We start from the raw sequence: 16595 nt of genomic DNA on the forward strand, positions 1-16595 counted from the left end.
GCTCGCGGATCATGGGCGACGACCCCCAATACCCGGATATACACCTGTAGGGGAATTGTTTCATGATCACGAGCTCCCGATCAAGGTATCAGCAGCCTGGCCGATCAGCCTGCTCCGCTGCCCGGGAACGACACCTCCCCGGGCAGCGGGCCGTCATGACGCCCGGCCGCAGGCGGCGAGCTTGGTGGTCAGCGCCACTCGCGAGCTGATCCCGAGCTTGGTGTAGATCTTGCCGATGTGATACTCGACGGTCTTGACGCTGATGAGCAGCTCCCTGGCGATCTGCCGGTTCGTCAGGCCCCCGGCCACCAGCGTGGCGGTGCTGAGCTCCTGCGGCGTGAGCCCGAGCCGTACGGTGGCGGGCGGCTCCAGCCCGCACGCCTCCAGCTCGTGGGCGCACCGCTCGGCCGGCGGGCGCGCCCCCAGCCGCTCGAAGATGGCGCGCGCCGCCCCGAGCCGCTCGGCCGCCGCCCGGCGCCGCCCGGTGCGGCGCAGCAACCGGCCCAGGTCGAGCAGCACCCGCGCCTCCTCCAGGGGGCACACCCCCGACTCCACCAGCGCCAGCGCGCCGGCGAACCGCTCCTCGGCCTGGGTTGGAACGTTCCTCGCGGCCACCAGCAGCCCCGCCAGCCGCAGCCGCTCGGCCCGGGCGCGCACCCCGGGCCCGCCCTCGCCGTACGCCGCCAGCGCCCGCTCGGCCTCCTCCAGCCGCCCGTCGGCGACCAGCGCCTCGATCCTGGCGGGCCCCGGGTCCGGCACGAACGGGTCCCCTTCCCCGTCCGGCACCTCGCCCGCGCCCAGCAGCGCCATGGCCAGCCCGGCCTGCCGCTCCCCCATGGCGTGCCGCATCCCCCGGGCGGCGGTCCCGGCGGCCATGGCGTGCGCCAGGGCCCGCTCGTGATCACCGCGGGCGGCCAGGGGCGCCACGCACGCCGCCTCCAGGCACGGCAGCAGCCACCGCTGCCCGAGCGCCGTCGCCTCGGCCAGGGCGCCCTCCGCGTGCGCCACGGCCTCGTCCCAGCGCGCCAGGGCGTGCTCGGCCGCGGCCAGCAGCCCGGTGGCCAGCAGCCGCTGCTGCGGCAGCCCCGCGGCGGCCACGGCCCGCTTGAGCACGGCACACGCCTGGCCCGCCTCGTCGCGTGCCAGGTGCCCCACAGCCGCGGCGAGACCGCCGGCCGGCGTGCCGGCGCCGGGTGCCCCGCCCAGCGCCAGCACGTCCCACGGCCTGGCGACCGCGCCCTGGATGGGCTGCTCGATCGCCAGACGGGCCCAGTGCGCCGCCGCCGTGCGGTCCCCCGTGACCAGGTGCAGCCAGGCCAGCTGCTCGGCCACGTCGGCGGCCGATCCGGGCTCGGTGTGCCGCCACGCCTCGGCCAGCAGCTCGGACGCCTCCTCGAAGCGCCCGGCGGCCAGCGCGAGCCGTCCCAGCACGTACCGGCGCACCGGGCGCGGGTCGGCGTTGCGTGCCGCGGCGAGCCTGGACGCGCGGAGCACGTCGCCCCCGATGAGGACGTGTTCCAGCACGGCCGTACGCAGCTCGTCGCGGCGCGCCGTCGACTCGGTGAGCCCGGCGGCCAGGTCGAGATGGGCGGCGGCCTCCTGCCACAGCCCGTGTTGCGCGGCCTTGGCGGCGAACCTGGCCAGCTCCTCCGCCAGCGGCTCGTCCGGCCCGCCCGCCGCGGCGGCCCGGTGCCGCAGCGCCGCGCCGTCGTCGTCGGTCAGCCGGGAGGCGGCCAGGTGCATCCGCGCCCGCGCGCCCGCGCCGATCCCGTCGTACGCGGCGGCCCGCGCCAGCGGCTCGGGGAGGTCGACCAGGCGGCCGGGCAGCTCGCGCAGCAGCCCGGCGGCGACGGCCTCCTCCAGGGCGTTCAGCGGCTCGTCGATCCCCGTGGCGACGGCCGCGGCCACGTGCAGCGGGCAGTTCCCGCCCAGGACGGCGCACGCCGCCACCAGCCGCCTGGCGGGCGGAGCACAGGCGTGCAGGCGGCGGGCGAAGGGCCGCTGGTACGTCCCCGGTGCCGGCAGCCGCGCGCTGTCGTCGTCCAGGACCGCCGGCGGCAGCGCGGCCAGCAGGGCACGGGCGTGCAGCGGGCTGCCCAGGGTGTGCCGGCGCAGCCGTGCGGCGGCCGCCTCGCCGAGCGTGACGCCCAGTTCGGGGCCGGTGGCGAGTTCGGCCAGCTCGGCCGCGCTCAGGCCGCCCAGCGCGATGCGCAGGGTGCCGTCACCGGTCAGCAGCCGCCGCAGGCCCTCCGGCAGCCACGGGTCGGCGAGGTCGCGGCAGGCCACCAGGACCAGCACCCGGCCCGCCCGTACCCGCCGCAGGACGTAGCTCAGGGCCCGCAACGACGCCCGGTCCGCCCACTGGGCGTCGTCGACCACCACCGCCAGCACCTCCCCGGCCGGCAGCCCCGCGACGAGGTCACAGGCCGCCTGCCCGGCCACGCACGCGTCCGGCTCCCCCGCCGCCGGCCGCTCGACTGCCCCCAGGCCCAGCAGTGCCGCCTCCCGCATGAGCTCCCGCATGACCCCCAGCCGGAGCTCCCGCTCGCTCTCCTCGCCGCTGACGGCCAGCACCCGCACGCCCGCCTCCCCGCCGAGCGCGTGGTGGATGAACGCGGTCTTACCGATCCCCTCCGGACCTTCGACCGCCACCCTCCTGGCGGACCCCCCACCCGCCGCGCGCAGCTCCGCGCGCAGAAGGGCGAGCTCCTCCGTCCTGCCGACGTACATGCGCACTCCCTCCGCCGCCCTCGCCCATCCCAGAGCCGCGGCACCGGTGCCTGATACACCGCACACCGCCTCGAACCGGCCATACGCGTCAGCAGCCCGCGTTCAGCGGCGCGTCAGGCACCCCCCAGGCGGCGGTCGCGTCGTCGTGCCGCTTGCCCCGGACCGGCCCCCGCTCCGCCTCCAGCTCCCGCACGGCCGCGATCAGCGCCGCCGGCCCCTCGCCCGCCAGCAGGCCGAGCACGGCCTCCCAGCTCCACCCGTACCATCGGCCAGCCGCGTGACCCCGTCCGTGAACACCCCGGCACCGCGCACCCCGGTCGCGTCCGTCTCCCCGACGAGGCTCTCCCGCGCCGCCTCGGGCCGCGCGCCCGCCACCCAGAACCCGCCAGGAGCGTTCCGCATCCGCCGCACCAGCTCCAGCGAGTACGGCCGCCCGCCCGGCAGCCGGTCCAGCCGGTCGTCACTCACCACCCGGACCCCGCCGTCCACCAGCGAGAGCGCCACCGCCGAATCCCCCAGCACGAGGTGTTCCAGCCGCCCCCGGCCCCCGCACCGCACCATGGCGACCGTCGCCGACGGCGAGTCGGGGTTGCCCAGGTCGCAGGTGCCCGAATGCGCCGCCCCCGCGGCCTCGATGGCCGCCTCCAGGACCGCCGCCAGCGGGGCGCCGTCATCGGCGGCCAGCCGCCGCGCCAGCTCCCCGCCGAGCCGCCCCACCAGCCAGGCGACGTCGTGGGAGCACCCGCTGTCCACTCCGGCCGCCGCCGTGGCCCCGTCGAGCACGACGATCCACGACGGCCCGGCGATCACCAGGTCCTCGTTGGGCCGCTCCGAGCCGGGCCTGGTGGCGTACGTGATCTCCGCGAACATGACAGCGACTGTGCCACAGCCGCCCCGCCTATCGTGGCAGCGTGACCACCCTCCAGCGCGCCCTCGCCGACCCGCCCCTGCCCCGCCTGCCCCAGGCGGCCGACGAGCTCCTGCGCTCGCTGGACGCGCCGCCCCGCCTGGCCGCACACCTGCGCGCGGTGCACGACGCGGCCCGCGACCTGACCGCCTGGCTGCGGGCCCGCCACCCGGCGATCGCCGTGGACCACGAGGCCGTCCTGTTCGGCGCCGCCACCCACGACATCGGCAAGTGCCTGCACCCGGGCGAGCTGTCCGGCCCCGGCTCGGCCCACGAGATCGACGGCCACCGGCTCCTGCTGGAGCGGGGCGTGCCCGAACGGCTGGCCCGCTTCGCCCGCACCCACGCCTCCTGGACGGAGGAGGGCACCACCCTCGAGGACCACCTGGTCAGCCTGGCGGACAAGGTGTGGAAGGCCAAGCGGGTGCCCGGCCTGGAGCAGCTCGTCGTGGACCGCCTCGCGGGCGCGGCGCCGGCCTGGCAGGTGTTCATGGAGCTGGACGACCTGCTGACCGGCATCGCCGGGGCCGCCGACGCCCGCCTGGCCTTCCAGAACGCCTACCCGGCCGCGAGCCCGAGGCGCTAGACGATCACCAGCTCGCGCGGCGTGTTGTTCAGCCGCTCGCCGCCGCTCTCGCCGCACACCACGATGTCCTCGATCCGGGCCCCGTGCCGCCCCGGCAGGTAGATGCCCGGCTCCACCGAGAACGCGAACCCGGCCTCCATCGGCTCCCCGTTGCCGGCGACGATGTACGGCTCCTCGTGCGTCTCGATCCCGATCCCGTGCCCGGTCCGGTGGATGAAGTAGTCGCCGTATCCCGCCTCGGCGATGACCTCGCGGGCGGCCGCGTCGATCGACTCGCACGACACCCCCGGCCGCACCGCCGCGCAGGCCGCCTCCTGGGCCTGGCGCAGCACCTCGTAGTAGGCGGCGAACTCGGCCGGCGGCTCCCCCACGCTGTAGGTGCGCGTGGAGTCGGAGCAGTAGCCGTTGTGCAGCTGCCCGCCGATGTCCACCACCACCGGCTCCCCGGCCTGGATGACCCGGTCGGACACGTCGTGGTGCGGGCTGGAGCCGTTGGGCCCGGAGGCGACGATCACGAAGTCGACGGTCTCGTGCCCGGAGGCCAGGATCGCCTCGGCGATGTCCCTGCCCACCTCGCGCTCGGTCCGCCCGGCGCGCAGGAACTCCGGCACCCTCCGGTGCACGGAGTCGATCGCCTCGCCGGCCTCGCGCAGCGCCGCCACCTCGCCGGGCGACTTGCGCATCCGCAGCTCCCGCAGCACGCTGCCGGCCAGCACCTGCTCGGCCCGCGGCAGCGCCTCGCGGAAGCGCAGGGACGACATCGCCCACATCCGGTCGGCCAGGCCCACCTTGGCCACCTGCCCGAGCCGCGCCGCCGCGATCGCGTAGGGGTCGTCGGTCTCGTCCCACGCCACGAAGTCCAGCCCCAGCCGCGCGGCGGGCGACGCCTGCGCGGCGGGCAGCTCCAGCCGGGGCACCATCATGTAGGCCTCCCCGGCGGCGGGCACGACGAGGCACGTCAGCCGCTCCAGCGGCTTGGCGTCGTAGCCGCTCACGTAACGCAGGTCGGGACCCGGGGTGAGGAGCAGGGCGTCGAGCCCGGCCTTGGCGGTGGCCTCCTGGACGGCGGCAAGACGGGAAACGGGATACAAGTCTGAGGACGTCACAGGGCCAATCTACTCGTTGGGCGCCTCCCTAAAATCCGCGAAAAGGTCTCACCACACGACAAGCCTCCGCTACACACCGTTCACGATCGATCACGTATTGTGGGGCCAATTGTCCAATTCCACCGCGCTTCGAGGATGAGAGCCATGGTCGACGTCATAGGCGCGGCCGAGCTGCTCGGCCACGAGACCGACGCCGAGATGCTCGCCGTACGGCTGGCTCACGCCCAGCGGCTCGGCAACATGGGCTGGGCGGAGTGGCACCTGCACACCGGCGAGACGATCTGGTCCGACCAGGTGTACGTGATCTTCGGCCGCGACCCGCGCGAGGGCCCCATAGCCCTGCCCGACCTGGCCGAGCATGTCGTGCCCGCCGACGTGGCCACGCTCGACCGCCTGCTGTGGTCGGCCGTGCAGGGCGTCGAGCCGGTGCGGGCCGAGTTCCGCATCCGGCGCGGCTCGGCGCCGGGCTCGGGCTCGGGCACGGGTTCAGGCGCGGGCACGGGCCCGGAGTCGGGCTCGGGCTCGGGCGACCTGCGCGACGTGCGGGTCGTGCTGGAACCGCTGGCCGGGCCCGGCGGCACGATCGGCATGCACGGCGTGATCCAGGACATCACCGGCCGCCGCCGCGCCGAACGCATGGTGTCGGAGTCGCGCCGCCAGCTCCTGGAGGCCCGCGAGCAGGCCGCCGAGGATCGCCACGTGATGCTCGCCCTGCGCGAGGCCATCCTGCCCGAGCCGGCCGGCTGCCTCGACCTGCCGCACACCAGGATCGCCGTGCGGTACGTGCCCGCCGAGAAGACCGCGAACCTCGGCGGCGACTGGTTCGAGGCCGCCCCGGCCTCCGACGGCCGCCTGCTGCTGGCCATCGGCGACGTCTCCGGGCACGGCCTGCCCGCGATCTCGCGCATGGCCCAGCTCCGCCACGCCCTCGTCGGCCTGGCCATGACCGGGCAGGCCGCCAACCGGCTGCTGGACTGGCTGAACGAGCTCGTCCTGCACCAGCTCAAGGACACCACCGCCACCGCGATCGTGGGCCACCTGGACCCGGAGACCCGGGTGCTCGCCTGGGCCCAGGCCGGCAACCTGGCGCCCATCCTGGTGCGCGACGGGGTGGCCAGCCAGCTGCCGCAGCCCAGGGGCGTGCTGCTCGGCGCCGCCGCCGGCCGCCCGTACGAGCTGGCCACCACCCGGCTGCTGCCCGGCGACCTGCTGCTGATGTTCACCGACGGACTCGTCGAGCGGCGCACCCGCGACATCGACGTCGGCCTCGACCTGGCCCTGGCCGCCGCCCGCCGGATCGGCGCCGCGGACCTGGACGGGCGCGCGAACGGAAGCACGATCGGGAGCACGATCGGGAGCACGGACGGGAGCACGGACGGGAGCACGGACGGGAGCACGGACGGGAGCATGGACGCGGGGCTGGACCGCCTGCTCGCCGACATCGGCGGCCCCAACCCGGAGGACGACGCGTGCCTGCTGGCGGTGGGCATCCCGGGGCCGTAGCGGCGCCCGACCGGCGAGGACCCGCCAGGAGTGCGACCATAGACGGGTGCTGATGCTTCTGGACACCCCGTCCCTCTACTTCCGCGCCTTCTTCGGCATCCCGGAGTCGATCAAGGCTCCGGACGGCTCGCCCGTCAACGCGGTACGCGGCCTCATCGACATGATCGCCACCCTCGTGCGCCAGCACTCCCCCACCGGGCTCGCGGCCACCATGGACGCCGACTGGCGGCCGGCCTTCCGGGTGGCGGCGATCCCCACGTACAAGGCCCACCGCGTCGCCCACGGCGACACCGAAGAGGTGCCCGAGGCGCTCGTGCCGCAGATCGCGGTGATCCAGGAGGTGCTCGACGCCCTCGGCATCGCCCGCCTGGAGTCGCCCGGCTACGAGGCCGACGACGTGATCGGCACGCTCACCCACCGCGCCACGGGCGCCGTGGACATCGTGACCGGCGACCGCGACCTGTTCCAGCTGGTCGACGACGCCCGCCCGGTCCGCGTCCTGTACACCGCCCGCGGCATCCGCAACCTGCAGATCGTGGACGAGGCGTTCGTCACCGCCAAATACGGCATCCCCGGCCGCGGCTACGCCGACTTCGCCACCCTGCGCGGCGACCCCAGCGACGGCCTGCCCGGCGTGCCGGGTGTCGGCGAGAAGACCGCCGCCGCCCTGATCACCCGCTTCGGCTCCCTGGACGCCCTGCTCGAAGCCCTCGACTCGGGCGCCACCGACGGTTTCCCGGCGGGCAGCCGCACCCGCCTGGCCGCCGCCCGCGACTACCTGCGCGCCGCCCCGGCCGTCGTCGAGGTGGCCCCGGACGCCCCGCTCCCCGACACCGACCTGACCCTGCCGGCCAAGCCGCGCGACCCGGAGGCACTGGTCCGCCTGGCCGACCGGTACGGCCTGGACAGCCCTCTCAACCGGCTCCTCGACGTCCTCGGCGGCTGACCCAAGGCTCCGGGTGGCCGAGGGAGGCGGCGGGCCGGGTGGTCAGCCGGCCAGGCAGGCGCGTACGGCGTCCTGGGCGGCGTCGCGCAACCGGGCGTGGACGAGCACGTTCTCCTCCCGGTCTGTACGCACCTCCACCACCCGGGGGCCCTCACCGCGCAGCGCCTTGGGCAGGTCGCTGATGTCGTCCACCAGCTTGTACGGCGTCCCCGTCGCCGCCGCCACGTATCCCAGGTCCACGCCGTGCGGCGTGCCGAAGACCCGCTCGAAGGGGTCGCGCACCGCCGCCTGGGGCAGCAGCGAGAAGATGCCCCCGCCGTTGTTGTTGACCACCACCAGGCACAGGTCGGGCCGGGGCTCGCGGGGCCCGAGGATGAGCCCGTTCTGGTCGTGCAGGAAGGAAAGGTCGCCGATCAGCGCGTAGGAGGGGCCGTTGTGCGCCAGCGCCGCCCCCATGGCCGTGGACACCAGCCCGTCGATGCCGGAGGCGCCCCGGTTGGCCATCAGCCGGATGCCGCGCCGGGGCCGCATCGCCTGGTCGAGGTCGCGGATCGGCATCGAGGAGCCGCAGAACAGCAGCGCCCCGTTCGGCAGCGCGTCCACCAGGTCCCTGGCCAGGCGCGGCTCGCTGGTGCCCGACACGTCGAGGACCTCGTCCATGGCCGCCCTGGCCGCCAGGTCGGCCTGCCGCCAGGCGTGCAGCCAGGTGTCGTCGCCCGAGGCGACCGGGATCTCCACGGCCTGCGCCACCTGCGTGGCCGACCGGGTCGGGTCGGGCCAGCGGTCGAGGTCGGGCGCCACCACGATGTGCTCGCCGGCCCGCTTCAGCCACGACAGCAGCGGCCGCGACAGCCCGGGGCGGCCCAGCGTGACCACCACGTCGGGCTGGTGGGCATCGGCGAACTCCGGCGTGCCCAGCAGGTAGTGGTAGGTGGAGATGGCGTGGTCGCCGTAGCGGGCGCCGCCGTTGGGCTCGGACAGCACCGGCCAGCCCGCCATGCCCGCCGCCGCGACGTAGCGGCGCACGTTGGCGGCGCCGTCGCCGACCACGAGCACGCCGCGCCTGGTCGGCGGGATGTGCAGGGCGATCGGCGGGGGCGCGACGCGGGCGCGCACCCAGGGGCCGTTGGCGCCGCCGTCGAGGGGCTCGCACCAGCTCGTGTCGCCGTCAGGGATGAGGGGCTCCCTGAAGGCCAGGTTCAGGTGGACCGGGCCGGGGTTGCCGGCGCCGGCGGCGCGCTGGTAGGCGCGGCAGGCCAGCGAACGCCAGTAGGCGACCTGCCCGGGGCGGTCCTCCGGCACGCCGACCTCGGCGAACCAGCGGGTGGCGGTGCCGAACAGCTTGATCTGGTCGATCGTCTGGTTGGCGCCGGTGCCGCGCAGCTCGGGCGGGCGGTCGGCGGTCAGCACCAGCAGCGGCACGCCCGACTCGCTCGCCTCGATCACGGCGGGGTGGAAGTTCGCGGTGGCGGTGCCGGAGGAGCAGATCAGCGCGACGGGCCGCTCGGAGCGCTTGGCGAGCCCCAGGGCGAGGTACGACGCCGAACGCTCGTCGACGCGCACGTGCAGGCGCACCCGCGACTCGGCGTGCAGCGCCAGCGCCAGCGGGGCGGAGCGAGAGCCGGGGGCCACCACCACGTCGGTCAGGCCGCAGCGCACCAGCTCGTCGACCAGCACCGTGGCCAGCGCCGTAGCGGGGTTCAACGTGAGGCCTCCTGCATCCGGTGAAGCCACTGAGGAGATTCAATCTCAAATGCCGACAAATGCTGAAAATTCACCGAAGGACGGCGTACCGCCAGCCGGCCGTCCACCGGCACCAGCGAGTCGTCCACGACGTCGCCCGACAGCAGCGACATCGTGCCGAGCCCGCACGCGTACGGCAACGACGGCAGCGCCGCCGCCAGCGCCAGCCCGGCGGCCAGCCCGACCGACGTCTCCACGGCGCTGGAGACCACCGCGGGCAGCCCGCACGCCTCCACCACCCGCAGCGCGTTGCGCACGCCGCCCAGCGGCTGCACCTTGACCACCGCGATGTCGGCGGCCTCGGCCGCCCTGACGCGCAGCGGGTCCTCGGCCTTGCGGATCGACTCGTCGGCGGCGATCGGCACGTCGCACGCCCGCCGCACCGCCGCCAGCTCCTCGAGCGTGGCGCACGGCTGCTCGGCGTATTCCAGGTCGAACCGGTCGAGCCGCTTGAGCCGCCGCACGGCCTCGCCGACGTCCCAGGCGCCGTTGACGTCCACCCGCAGCCGCCCGGCGGGCCCCAGCGCGTCGCGCACGGCCTCCACCCGGGCCACGTCGTCGTCGAACGTCTGCCCCGGCTCGGCCACCTTGACCTTCGCCGTGCCGCAGCCCGAGCGCCGCACGATGTCGTGGGCACGCTCCGGGTCCACGGCCGGCACCGTCGCGTTGACCGGGACGCTGTCGCGCACCGGCTCCGGCCAGCCCTCGAAGGCCGCCTCTCGGGCGCACGCCAGCCAGCGGGCACACTCGCGCGGGCCGTATTCGGGGAACGGGGAGAACTCGCCCCACCCCGCCGGGCCGTGCAGCAGCACCCCTTCCCTGACGGTCTGTCCCCGGAATCGTGTGCGCATGGGGATCCGGAAGACCACGGGAGAACGCGTCACGACCCTCCCCTGCGCCACTGTCCGACCTGTCGCCATTAACCTTACGAGCATGTGGAGGAACCCGTCGCATCCGGACCGTCCGCTGCATGCCATTGTGCAGCCTCCGGGGCCCGCGCTGTTCACGGCGATCCGCGAAGCGCTGTCCGGCGACGGCCCGGCCGTCCTCCCGCTGTCTCCCGGCCACTCCGGTCCGGTCCTCGACACCCTGCGCCCCACGCACGTCGACGGGGTCCCCAGGAGCGAGGGCACCGGGGTCCCGGACGACGTGGCCGTCGTGATCGCCACCAGCGGGAGCACCGGCGCGCCCAAGGGCGTGATGCTCTCGGCCACCGCGCTGCGCGCCTCCGCCGCCGCGTCGCTGCGCCGCGTGGAGGCCGCCAAGGGCGAGCGCTGGCTGTGCTGCCTGCCCGTCTCCCACGTCTCCGGCCTGCAGGTCCTGGTACGCGCCCTGCTGTCGGAGAGCGAGCCGATCATCCATCCCGCCTTCGACCCGCACGCGGTCCTGACCTCCGGCGCCCACCACGTGTCCCTCGTGCCCACCCAGCTGCACCGGCTGGTGGAGATGGAGGCGGACCTGTCGGTGTTCCGGACGATCGTGCTCGGCGGCGCCGCCCCGCGGCCCGGTCTGGTGGATCGGGCCCGCGACCTCGGCGCCAGGGTCGTGACGACGTACGGGATGAGCGAGACGAGCGGCGGCTGCGTGTACGACGGCCAGCCCCTTTACAATGTAGATCTCAAGATCGGCGAGGACGGCCTGATCAGGATCGCGGGGCCGGTGCTGTTCTCCGGCTACCGCTTCGCCGAGCCGCCCGCCCCGCTCGACGGCGGCTGGTTCGTCACCTCCGACCTGGGCGAGCTGACCGGCGGCCGGCTGCGCGTGCTGGGCCGGGCCGACGACGTCATCAACACCGGCGGCGAGAAGGTCGTGGCCGCCGCCGTGACCGCCGTCCTGTGCACCCACCCGGCGATCGCCGACGCGGCCGTGATCGGCACGCCGGACCCCGAATGGGGCGAGCTGGTCACCGCCGTCGTGGTGCCCGCCGACCCCGACACGCCCCTCACACTTTCGCAATTGCGGGCATATTGCCGCGATAGGCTTCCCTCTCACGCCACCCCGCGCGACCTGCGGCTGGTCCCCCGGCTGCCCCTGCTGCCGAACGGGAAGACCGACCTGGTACGTCTGAGGGCAGGAACCTGACGAGTTGCGGCTGCGTCATATTGGGGAGAAGGAGGGAGCCTTCATGGACCAGACCCGCAAGCTGTGGGCATCCGCGGCCGTCGTCGGCGTCATCGTCGTCGGAGGCGCCTCAGTCGCGGCGGCCGCCTCGGCGGGCAAGCTCGACCAGGTCGCAAGGGAGACCCGAGCCGTGGTGGAGAAGGCGTCACCGTCCGGTCAGCCGCCGGAGCAGCAGACTCCGGCCCCCGGGAGCAGCCCCAGCGGGCCCCCGGACGACGGGATCGTGGTCTCCACGGAGGTCAACCCCGACCCCCGCGAGGTCATCGAATACTGGACGGACCAGCGCATGGAAGACGCCCAGCCCATGCCCATGCCCGAGGTCTCGCTCGGACCCGGTTCGACGGAATAAGACCTGCCCGGGGGCGGTTCGCATATGGGGCGATCCGCCCCTATTTCATCCCGCATCGGGCGCACGGGAACAAATAACGACGATTGGCGTTATTGATACTGGTGCGCCGTGCGGACACGAAGCCGCCCCACCACAACCTGCCTGATCGCTTCCACTCCGTACGGAGGAGGTGTCCTCATGCCCAGAACCGCCGTGGCGACCCCACCCGCAACTCTCGACCAGCTGATTGAACGAGGGCGAGTCCAGGGTCACCTTTCTCTCTCGGAGCTGCGTGACGCGTTCGCGCAGGCCGGCATCAGCCCCTCTGAAGGCCGCACGATCCTGCGCGAGCTGTCAGAGGCCGGCGTGAGCCTGGCCGCGGAGAACGAGCCGTCTCTCAGCACCACCGCCCCCAAGAACAGCACCCCGAAGAAGGCCACGACCGCCAGGAAGACCTCGCGGGCAAAGACTACCGGCCGCAAGGCGGGCGAGGCAAAAAACGCCACGTCCGAAGCGGCGAAGGCGGTCACCCCGTCCGAGGCCAAGCCGGAGCACGAGGAGGACGTCCCCGACGACCTCGCCCTGAGCGCCGAGGAGCTGGAGAACGAGCCCCTCGACCTGGACGACACGCAGTCCGTCATGGGTGACTCGGTGCACACCTACCTCAAGTCCATCGGCCGCCGCACCCTGCTCACCGCCGCGCAGGAGGTCGAGCTGGCCCGGCGGATCGAGGCGGGCCTGTACGCCGAGTACAAGCTGGAGACCCACCCCGACCTGCCGGCCGCCGTGCAGGATGACCTGCACCTGGTGGTCGAGGACGGCAGGCTGGCCAAGGACCACATGCTGGAGGCCAACCTCCGCCTGGTGGTCTCGGTCGCCAAGAAGTACACCGACCGCGGGATGTCCCTGCTGGACGTCGTCCAGGAGGGCAACCTCGGGCTGATCAGAGCCGTGGAGAAGTTCGACTACACCAAGGGCTTCAAGTTCTCCACGTACGCCATGTGGTGGATCAGGCAGGCCATCCAGCGCGGGTTCGCCGACTCGGCCCGGACGATCCGGCTGCCCGTGCACGTGCTGGAGATGCTCTCGAAGCTGTCGCGGGTGGAGCGGGACATGCACCAGCGCCTGGGACGCGAGCCCACGCCCGAGGAGCTGGCCGTCGAGCTCGACAAGACGCCGGACCAGATCGAGGAGCTGCTGCGCACCAGCCGTCAGCCGATCTCGCTCAACGCGACGATCGGCGAGGACGGGGAGACCACGATCGGCGACCTCATCGAGGACGTCGACTCCCCCGAGGCGTCGGAGATCGTCGACCGCCAGCTGCTGGGCGACCAGCTGCGCGGCGTGCTCGACAACCTGTCGCCGCGGGAGTCGAAGATCATGGCCCTCCGCTTCGGCCTGGTGGACGGCAAGCCGCACACCCTGGACGAGATCGGCAAGCACCTGGGGTTGACCCGGGAGCGGATCCGGCAGCTGGAGAAGGAGTCGCTGTCCAAGCTGCGCCACCCGAGCAACACCCGCCCGCTGCTCGACTGGGCCAGCTGAACACCAGCCACGGCCACCGATCCGCGCTGAACCAGAACCCGGCCCCGCAGTGATCGCGAGCCCGAGTCGGCTGACATGAAAGAGCCCCGGCGCACCATCGTGCGCCGGGGCTCTTCCATGTGCCTCGGGGCGGCCGTCAGCGGGAGGCGGGCACCGGCCTCGGGATGCGCGGGATGCCCCACATCCGGTTGTCCTCCCGCAGCGTGCGCAGCCGCTCGACCTCGGAGGTCCACATGGCCCCCGCCGGGGTGGCCTTGGCCTTGCGCCGCGCGATGCGGTCGTCGTAGGCCTTCACCCCGAACGTGGCCCGCTGCCCCGCCTCGGCGGCCCGCAGCGCCTCCGTCAGCGCCCGGTCGAACGCCTGCCCGGCGGCCAGCAACTCGAGCTCGTCGGCCCCGGCGGCGCGCAGCTCGCGCAGCGTCAGCTCGGCTTCCCGGGCCTTGTCGAGCAACTGGGGAAAGCCCCTGGAGATCTCCTGATCCGCGTGGTAGCGGACCTCTGCCTCCCGGCTCACCCGCGGACGGAAAAACGCCATCGACCCGGCCCCTTCGAACTGTCGGTACTCGTTCAACCGCCAAGGGTACGCCGTCCGGCGACACGTGCGGAAATCGCCCCGGAGCGAGCCCCTTTACGAAGTAAGATGATCACCATGCCCGCCAAGAGACCGCCGGTCCCCCTGTCCCGCGAGCGCATCATCGAGGCCGCACTCCACATCGCCGACAGCCAGGGCCTGCGCCGGCTCACCATGCGCCGCCTGGGCGACGCCCTGCAGGTGGAGGCCATGGCCATCTACCACCACCTGCCCCGGGGCAAGGAGGCGCTGATGGACGCCCTGGCCGAGCACGTCACCACCGTCCACGTCGAGCAGGGCCCCACCTGGCAGGAGACGGCCAAGGCGTGGTGCCGGGCCGGCCGGGAGCTGCTGCGGGAGCACCCCGGCGTGCTGGCGCTGGCGCTGACCAAACCGCCCAAGGGCGCCACCGCCATCGCGATCAGGGAGCAGACCGAGCAGCTCGCCGAGGGGGGCCTGGACGACGCTCCCGAGGCCGTACGCGCGCTTCGGGCCTTCGTGTTCGGCAGCGTGGCGGTGGAGGTGCAACAGTCGGGATGGGCCGACCCTGAAGTTGATGAATGGGTCAGGCGGGACGAAAGAGCCGATGTGGACTTCGAGCGCGGACTCGACGCTCTGCTCAAGGGATTGCAAACGTGATGCGCGTGTCGCGCTTGGACCGTTATCCTGCATAAGGCACGCTGTGTCGAAGGTCACACGATCCGGGGACCCTCCTGTAACAGTCCGAACGGACTATGTCGGAACGTGTGACACACGTCGCACACTTGCCAGCACAACTACCCGAGCCGGCTCCCGCCCCTCCAGAACGGGAGCATCCCACGAGATATCGGAGGCACGCCGATGTGCCCGCACGACCCGGCCTGTCCGGATGCCGAGGCGCCTGACCGCGAGGCGGCACGCACCCTCGCCTGTCACCCCGAACAGGGGTGGAGCCTGCTCTGCAACGGAGTCGTCCTGTTCGAGGACACCGGTGAGCTCCTGCCCAGCGGCACCGTCATCGCCCCGCACCGGCCCGTGGTCGGCGCGGCCTGAGCCGCTCCGGCGGGCGCCCCGCGCCCGCTCGGCCTTCCGGGCCTACGCGTAGCGGATGATCCATTCCGCCACGACCTCGCCCACCCGGGCGGGGTCACGTTTCAGGTCGTGCCCCTCCCCCGGCAGCACAACCAGCCGTGCGGCGTCCGCGGCGTCGGGCACACCGAACGGGTCACGATCCCCGTTCACCACCAGCACGTCGACCCCGGCGCCGCGCAGCTCGTCGGCCCGGGAGCGCTCCGGCTTCCCCGGCGGGTGCAGCGGGAAGGCCAGCGCCACCACCGCCGCCGCCCCAACCGCCTTGGCCGTACGGCACGCCACCCGCGCCCCGTTGCTCCGCCCGCCCTGCACGATCGGCAGCCCGGGCCGCCGGGCGCGCAGCTTCCCCAGGACGATCTCCCAGGCCTCGTCCTGCTTGACCGCCGAGCCGGGCGCCCGCGCCCCCGCCACCCTGAACGCCTGCGTCACCCTGGCCACACAGGCCCCGGCCGTGAGGGCGGCGTCGCGCACGGCCAGCAGATCGGGCGCCTCCACCGTCCCGGCGGACCCGTGCGTGAGCACCAGCAACAGCCGCGGGTCCGGCACGTCGTCGAGCTGGACCAGCGCCGGCCCTCTCGGGGTCATCACCTGCATGGCAGCACCGTACCTGGGGAGGATCCGGCCCTAGCTCTCAGGACGGATGACGGCGCGGCGCCGAGCAGGGATGATTTCCGTTATGCCAGACAAAAGTCTCAGAGACGATCTGCAGGCCACGCTCGACGCCCGCCGCGATCTCGGCCCCGACTACGATGCCGCGCTCGCCGACTCGTTCGTCGAGCGCCTCGACGCCACGATCGCCGCGCGTGTCCGGGCCGAGCTGGGCCGGCACGGCGTGGCGCCGGCCAAGCGGCCGATGCCGGGCGCGCCGATGATCCCGATCGTCCTGGGCTCCCTGGGCATCGGCATTCCCCTGACGGGCATCGCGGCGCACGAGGCGGGGCCGGTCGGGCTGGTGATCGCGTGGCTGGCGATCGTGATCATCAACCTGGCGGCCGCCACGGCCATCGGGCGCCGCAACTGACGGCAAAGGTTCAGGCTTCGCGGTGGTAGCGCAGCCGGACCTCGGCGGCCAGGGTCTCGTCCTCGTGCTCCAGCCCGTACGACCAGACCCGGTCCGCGTCCTCGCCGCGCCCGCGCAGGGGCAGGGTGCGGGCGAGCAGCTCGATGGCCAGCGCGCTGGTCGGCGCGTCGGCCCCGCCCTCGACGCTCTCGGCGAACTCCGCGCACGCCAGCTCCAGATGCGCGATCCCGAGCTGGACCCGCAGCCCGGGCACCTCGTCCTCGGGGGCGAACTCCAGGGCGTCCAGGAGCACCTCGGCCGCCGCGCCGGGCTCCCCGTGCTCCAGCATCAGGTCGGCGAGCCGCTGGGCGGCGTGCGCACCGATCCGGTCGTCACCCGCGTCCATGCCGGTCCGCACGGCGGCCCGCAGCTCTTTCT

The 16595-nt window shown here is 73.9% G+C and carries 17 protein-coding genes and 1 pseudogene; 9 read left to right on the plus strand and 9 right to left on the minus strand.

Features of this window, described 5'->3' with window-relative positions; translation table 11 throughout:
• Nucleotides 1–153 precede the first annotated feature (153 nt).
• From ACTWPW_RS40575 to ACTWPW_RS40585, 3 genes are all read right to left on the minus strand, one after another.
• Entirely contained in the window at nucleotides 154–2730 is a 2577-nt protein-coding gene (locus ACTWPW_RS40575) for a helix-turn-helix transcriptional regulator (protein WP_443171791.1), read from the minus strand.
• 88 nt (nucleotides 2731–2818) lie between these two features.
• On the minus strand, nucleotides 2819–2971 hold the full coding sequence (locus ACTWPW_RS40580) for a hypothetical protein (protein ID WP_443171792.1): 153 nt from the start codon (nucleotides 2969–2971) through the stop codon (nucleotides 2819–2821).
• Complete coding sequence (locus ACTWPW_RS40585) at nucleotides 2932–3600, minus strand: protein phosphatase 2C domain-containing protein (protein ID WP_443171793.1); 669 nt, start codon at nucleotides 3598–3600, stop codon at nucleotides 2932–2934. The genes ACTWPW_RS40580 and ACTWPW_RS40585 overlap by 40 nt, the downstream gene beginning before the upstream one ends.
• A 41-nt stretch (nucleotides 3601–3641) precedes the next feature.
• On the opposite strand from ACTWPW_RS40585, the gene ACTWPW_RS40590 reads away from it, so the two are divergent.
• The gene (locus ACTWPW_RS40590) at nucleotides 3642–4223 is read left to right on the plus strand and encodes an HD domain-containing protein (RefSeq protein WP_375108272.1); all 582 of its coding nucleotides are present in this window, start codon (nucleotides 3642–3644) and stop codon (nucleotides 4221–4223) included.
• Here the strand turns inward: ACTWPW_RS40590 and ACTWPW_RS40595 are convergent.
• Nucleotides 4220–5329 carry a M24 family metallopeptidase gene (locus tag ACTWPW_RS40595; RefSeq protein ID WP_375108273.1) on the minus strand — a complete coding sequence of 370 codons (1110 nt, stop codon included), beginning with the start codon at nucleotides 5327–5329 and terminating at the stop codon, nucleotides 4220–4222. The genes ACTWPW_RS40590 and ACTWPW_RS40595 overlap by 4 nt on opposite strands.
• A 144-nt stretch (nucleotides 5330–5473) precedes the next feature.
• Between ACTWPW_RS40595 and ACTWPW_RS40600 the strand changes: the two genes are divergently transcribed.
• The gene (locus tag ACTWPW_RS40600) at nucleotides 5474–6832 is read left to right on the plus strand and encodes a PP2C family protein-serine/threonine phosphatase (RefSeq protein WP_443171794.1); all 1359 of its coding nucleotides are present in this window, start codon (nucleotides 5474–5476) and stop codon (nucleotides 6830–6832) included.
• Nucleotides 6833–6884: 52 nt separating this feature from the next.
• Nucleotides 6885–7778 (plus strand): 5'-3' exonuclease, encoded by an 894-nt coding sequence (locus ACTWPW_RS40605; protein WP_375108855.1) that lies wholly within the window; start codon nucleotides 6885–6887, stop codon nucleotides 7776–7778.
• Nucleotides 7779–7820: 42 nt separating this feature from the next.
• Here ACTWPW_RS40605 and menD read toward each other — a convergent pair whose 3' ends face one another.
• Together menD and ACTWPW_RS40615 are read right to left on the minus strand one after the other, a co-directional pair.
• A complete protein-coding gene (gene menD, locus ACTWPW_RS40610; protein WP_443171795.1) occupies nucleotides 7821–9482 on the minus strand; it encodes a 2-succinyl-5-enolpyruvyl-6-hydroxy-3-cyclohexene-1-carboxylic-acid synthase in 1662 nt (553 codons plus the stop codon).
• Nucleotides 9479–10372: an o-succinylbenzoate synthase gene (locus ACTWPW_RS40615; RefSeq protein ID WP_443171801.1), complete on the minus strand. Its 894-nt coding sequence runs from the start codon at nucleotides 10370–10372 to the stop codon at nucleotides 9479–9481. The genes menD and ACTWPW_RS40615 overlap by 4 nt, the downstream gene beginning before the upstream one ends.
• Before the next feature lie 82 nt (nucleotides 10373–10454).
• Between ACTWPW_RS40615 and ACTWPW_RS40620 the strand changes: the two genes are divergently transcribed.
• The 3 genes from ACTWPW_RS40620 (at nucleotide 10455) to ACTWPW_RS40630 (ending at nucleotide 13515) form a co-directional block, all read left to right on the plus strand.
• The gene (locus ACTWPW_RS40620; protein WP_443171796.1) at nucleotides 10455–11603 is read left to right on the plus strand and encodes an AMP-binding protein; all 1149 of its coding nucleotides are present in this window, start codon (nucleotides 10455–10457) and stop codon (nucleotides 11601–11603) included.
• Nucleotides 11604–11646: 43 nt separating this feature from the next.
• Nucleotides 11647–11991, plus strand: coding sequence for a hypothetical protein (locus ACTWPW_RS40625; RefSeq protein ID WP_375108277.1), 345 nt, complete (start codon nucleotides 11647–11649; stop codon nucleotides 11989–11991).
• A gap of 177 nt (nucleotides 11992–12168) precedes the next feature.
• Nucleotides 12169–13515 carry an RNA polymerase sigma factor gene (locus ACTWPW_RS40630; protein WP_443171797.1) on the plus strand — a complete coding sequence of 449 codons (1347 nt, stop codon included), beginning with the start codon at nucleotides 12169–12171 and terminating at the stop codon, nucleotides 13513–13515.
• 136 nt (nucleotides 13516–13651) lie between these two features.
• On the opposite strand, the gene ACTWPW_RS40635 is transcribed toward ACTWPW_RS40630, so the two are convergent.
• Entirely contained in the window at nucleotides 13652–14050 is a 399-nt protein-coding gene (locus tag ACTWPW_RS40635; protein WP_443171798.1) for a hypothetical protein, read from the minus strand.
• 114 nt (nucleotides 14051–14164) lie between these two features.
• On the opposite strand from ACTWPW_RS40635, the gene ACTWPW_RS40640 reads away from it, so the two are divergent.
• Nucleotides 14165–14725, plus strand: a complete 561-nt coding sequence (locus ACTWPW_RS40640; protein ID WP_375108280.1) for a TetR/AcrR family transcriptional regulator C-terminal domain-containing protein — start codon at nucleotides 14165–14167, stop codon at nucleotides 14723–14725.
• A 201-nt stretch (nucleotides 14726–14926) separates the two neighbouring features.
• Nucleotides 14927–15118: a DUF5999 family protein gene (locus ACTWPW_RS40645; protein ID WP_090931239.1), complete on the plus strand. Its 192-nt coding sequence runs from the start codon at nucleotides 14927–14929 to the stop codon at nucleotides 15116–15118.
• 42 nt (nucleotides 15119–15160) lie between these two features.
• On the opposite strand, the gene ACTWPW_RS40650 is transcribed toward ACTWPW_RS40645, so the two are convergent.
• Nucleotides 15161–15751: an alpha/beta hydrolase family protein gene (locus ACTWPW_RS40650; protein ID WP_443171799.1), complete on the minus strand. Its 591-nt coding sequence runs from the start codon at nucleotides 15749–15751 to the stop codon at nucleotides 15161–15163.
• A gap of 82 nt (nucleotides 15752–15833) precedes the next feature.
• Between ACTWPW_RS40650 and ACTWPW_RS40655 the strand changes: the two genes are divergently transcribed.
• Nucleotides 15834–16178 (plus strand): hypothetical protein, encoded by a 345-nt coding sequence (locus ACTWPW_RS40655; protein ID WP_443171800.1) that lies wholly within the window; start codon nucleotides 15834–15836, stop codon nucleotides 16176–16178.
• A gap of 10 nt (nucleotides 16179–16188) precedes the next feature.
• Here ACTWPW_RS40655 and ACTWPW_RS40660 read toward each other — a convergent pair.
• Nucleotides 16189–16595, minus strand: a pseudogene (locus ACTWPW_RS40660) (hypothetical protein); the annotation flags it as partial.

Source organism: Nonomuraea sp. KM90 (assembly GCF_052246675.1).
In the GTDB taxonomy this organism is placed as follows: domain Bacteria; phylum Actinomycetota; class Actinomycetes; order Streptosporangiales; family Streptosporangiaceae; genus Nonomuraea.

Excerpts from the sequence above, each read along its gene's own strand:
- ACTWPW_RS40655 (WP_443171800.1), top strand. The coding sequence starts at position 15,834 with ATGCCAGACAAAAGTCTCAGAGACGATCTGCAGGCCACGCTCGACGCC.
- ACTWPW_RS40600 (WP_443171794.1), top strand. The coding sequence starts at position 5,474 with ATGGTCGACGTCATAGGCGCGGCCGAGCTGCTCGGCCACGAGACCGAC.
- ACTWPW_RS40630 (WP_443171797.1), top strand. The coding sequence starts at position 12,169 with ATGCCCAGAACCGCCGTGGCGACCCCACCCGCAACTCTCGACCAGCTG.
- ACTWPW_RS40575 (WP_443171791.1), bottom strand. The coding sequence starts at position 2,730 with ATGTACGTCGGCAGGACGGAGGAGCTCGCCCTTCTGCGCGCGGAGCTG.
- ACTWPW_RS40640 (WP_375108280.1), top strand. The coding sequence starts at position 14,165 with ATGCCCGCCAAGAGACCGCCGGTCCCCCTGTCCCGCGAGCGCATCATC.
- ACTWPW_RS40625 (WP_375108277.1), top strand. The coding sequence starts at position 11,647 with ATGGACCAGACCCGCAAGCTGTGGGCATCCGCGGCCGTCGTCGGCGTC.
- ACTWPW_RS40650 (WP_443171799.1), bottom strand. The coding sequence starts at position 15,751 with ATGCAGGTGATGACCCCGAGAGGGCCGGCGCTGGTCCAGCTCGACGAC.
- ACTWPW_RS40585 (WP_443171793.1), bottom strand. The coding sequence starts at position 3,600 with ATGTTCGCGGAGATCACGTACGCCACCAGGCCCGGCTCGGAGCGGCCC.
- ACTWPW_RS40615 (WP_443171801.1), bottom strand. The coding sequence starts at position 10,372 with ATGCGCACACGATTCCGGGGACAGACCGTCAGGGAAGGGGTGCTGCTG.
- ACTWPW_RS40645 (WP_090931239.1), top strand. The coding sequence starts at position 14,927 with ATGTGCCCGCACGACCCGGCCTGTCCGGATGCCGAGGCGCCTGACCGC.
- ACTWPW_RS40635 (WP_443171798.1), bottom strand. The coding sequence starts at position 14,050 with ATGGCGTTTTTCCGTCCGCGGGTGAGCCGGGAGGCAGAGGTCCGCTAC.
- ACTWPW_RS40605 (WP_375108855.1), top strand. The coding sequence starts at position 6,885 with ATGCTTCTGGACACCCCGTCCCTCTACTTCCGCGCCTTCTTCGGCATC.
- ACTWPW_RS40620 (WP_443171796.1), top strand. The coding sequence starts at position 10,455 with ATGTGGAGGAACCCGTCGCATCCGGACCGTCCGCTGCATGCCATTGTG.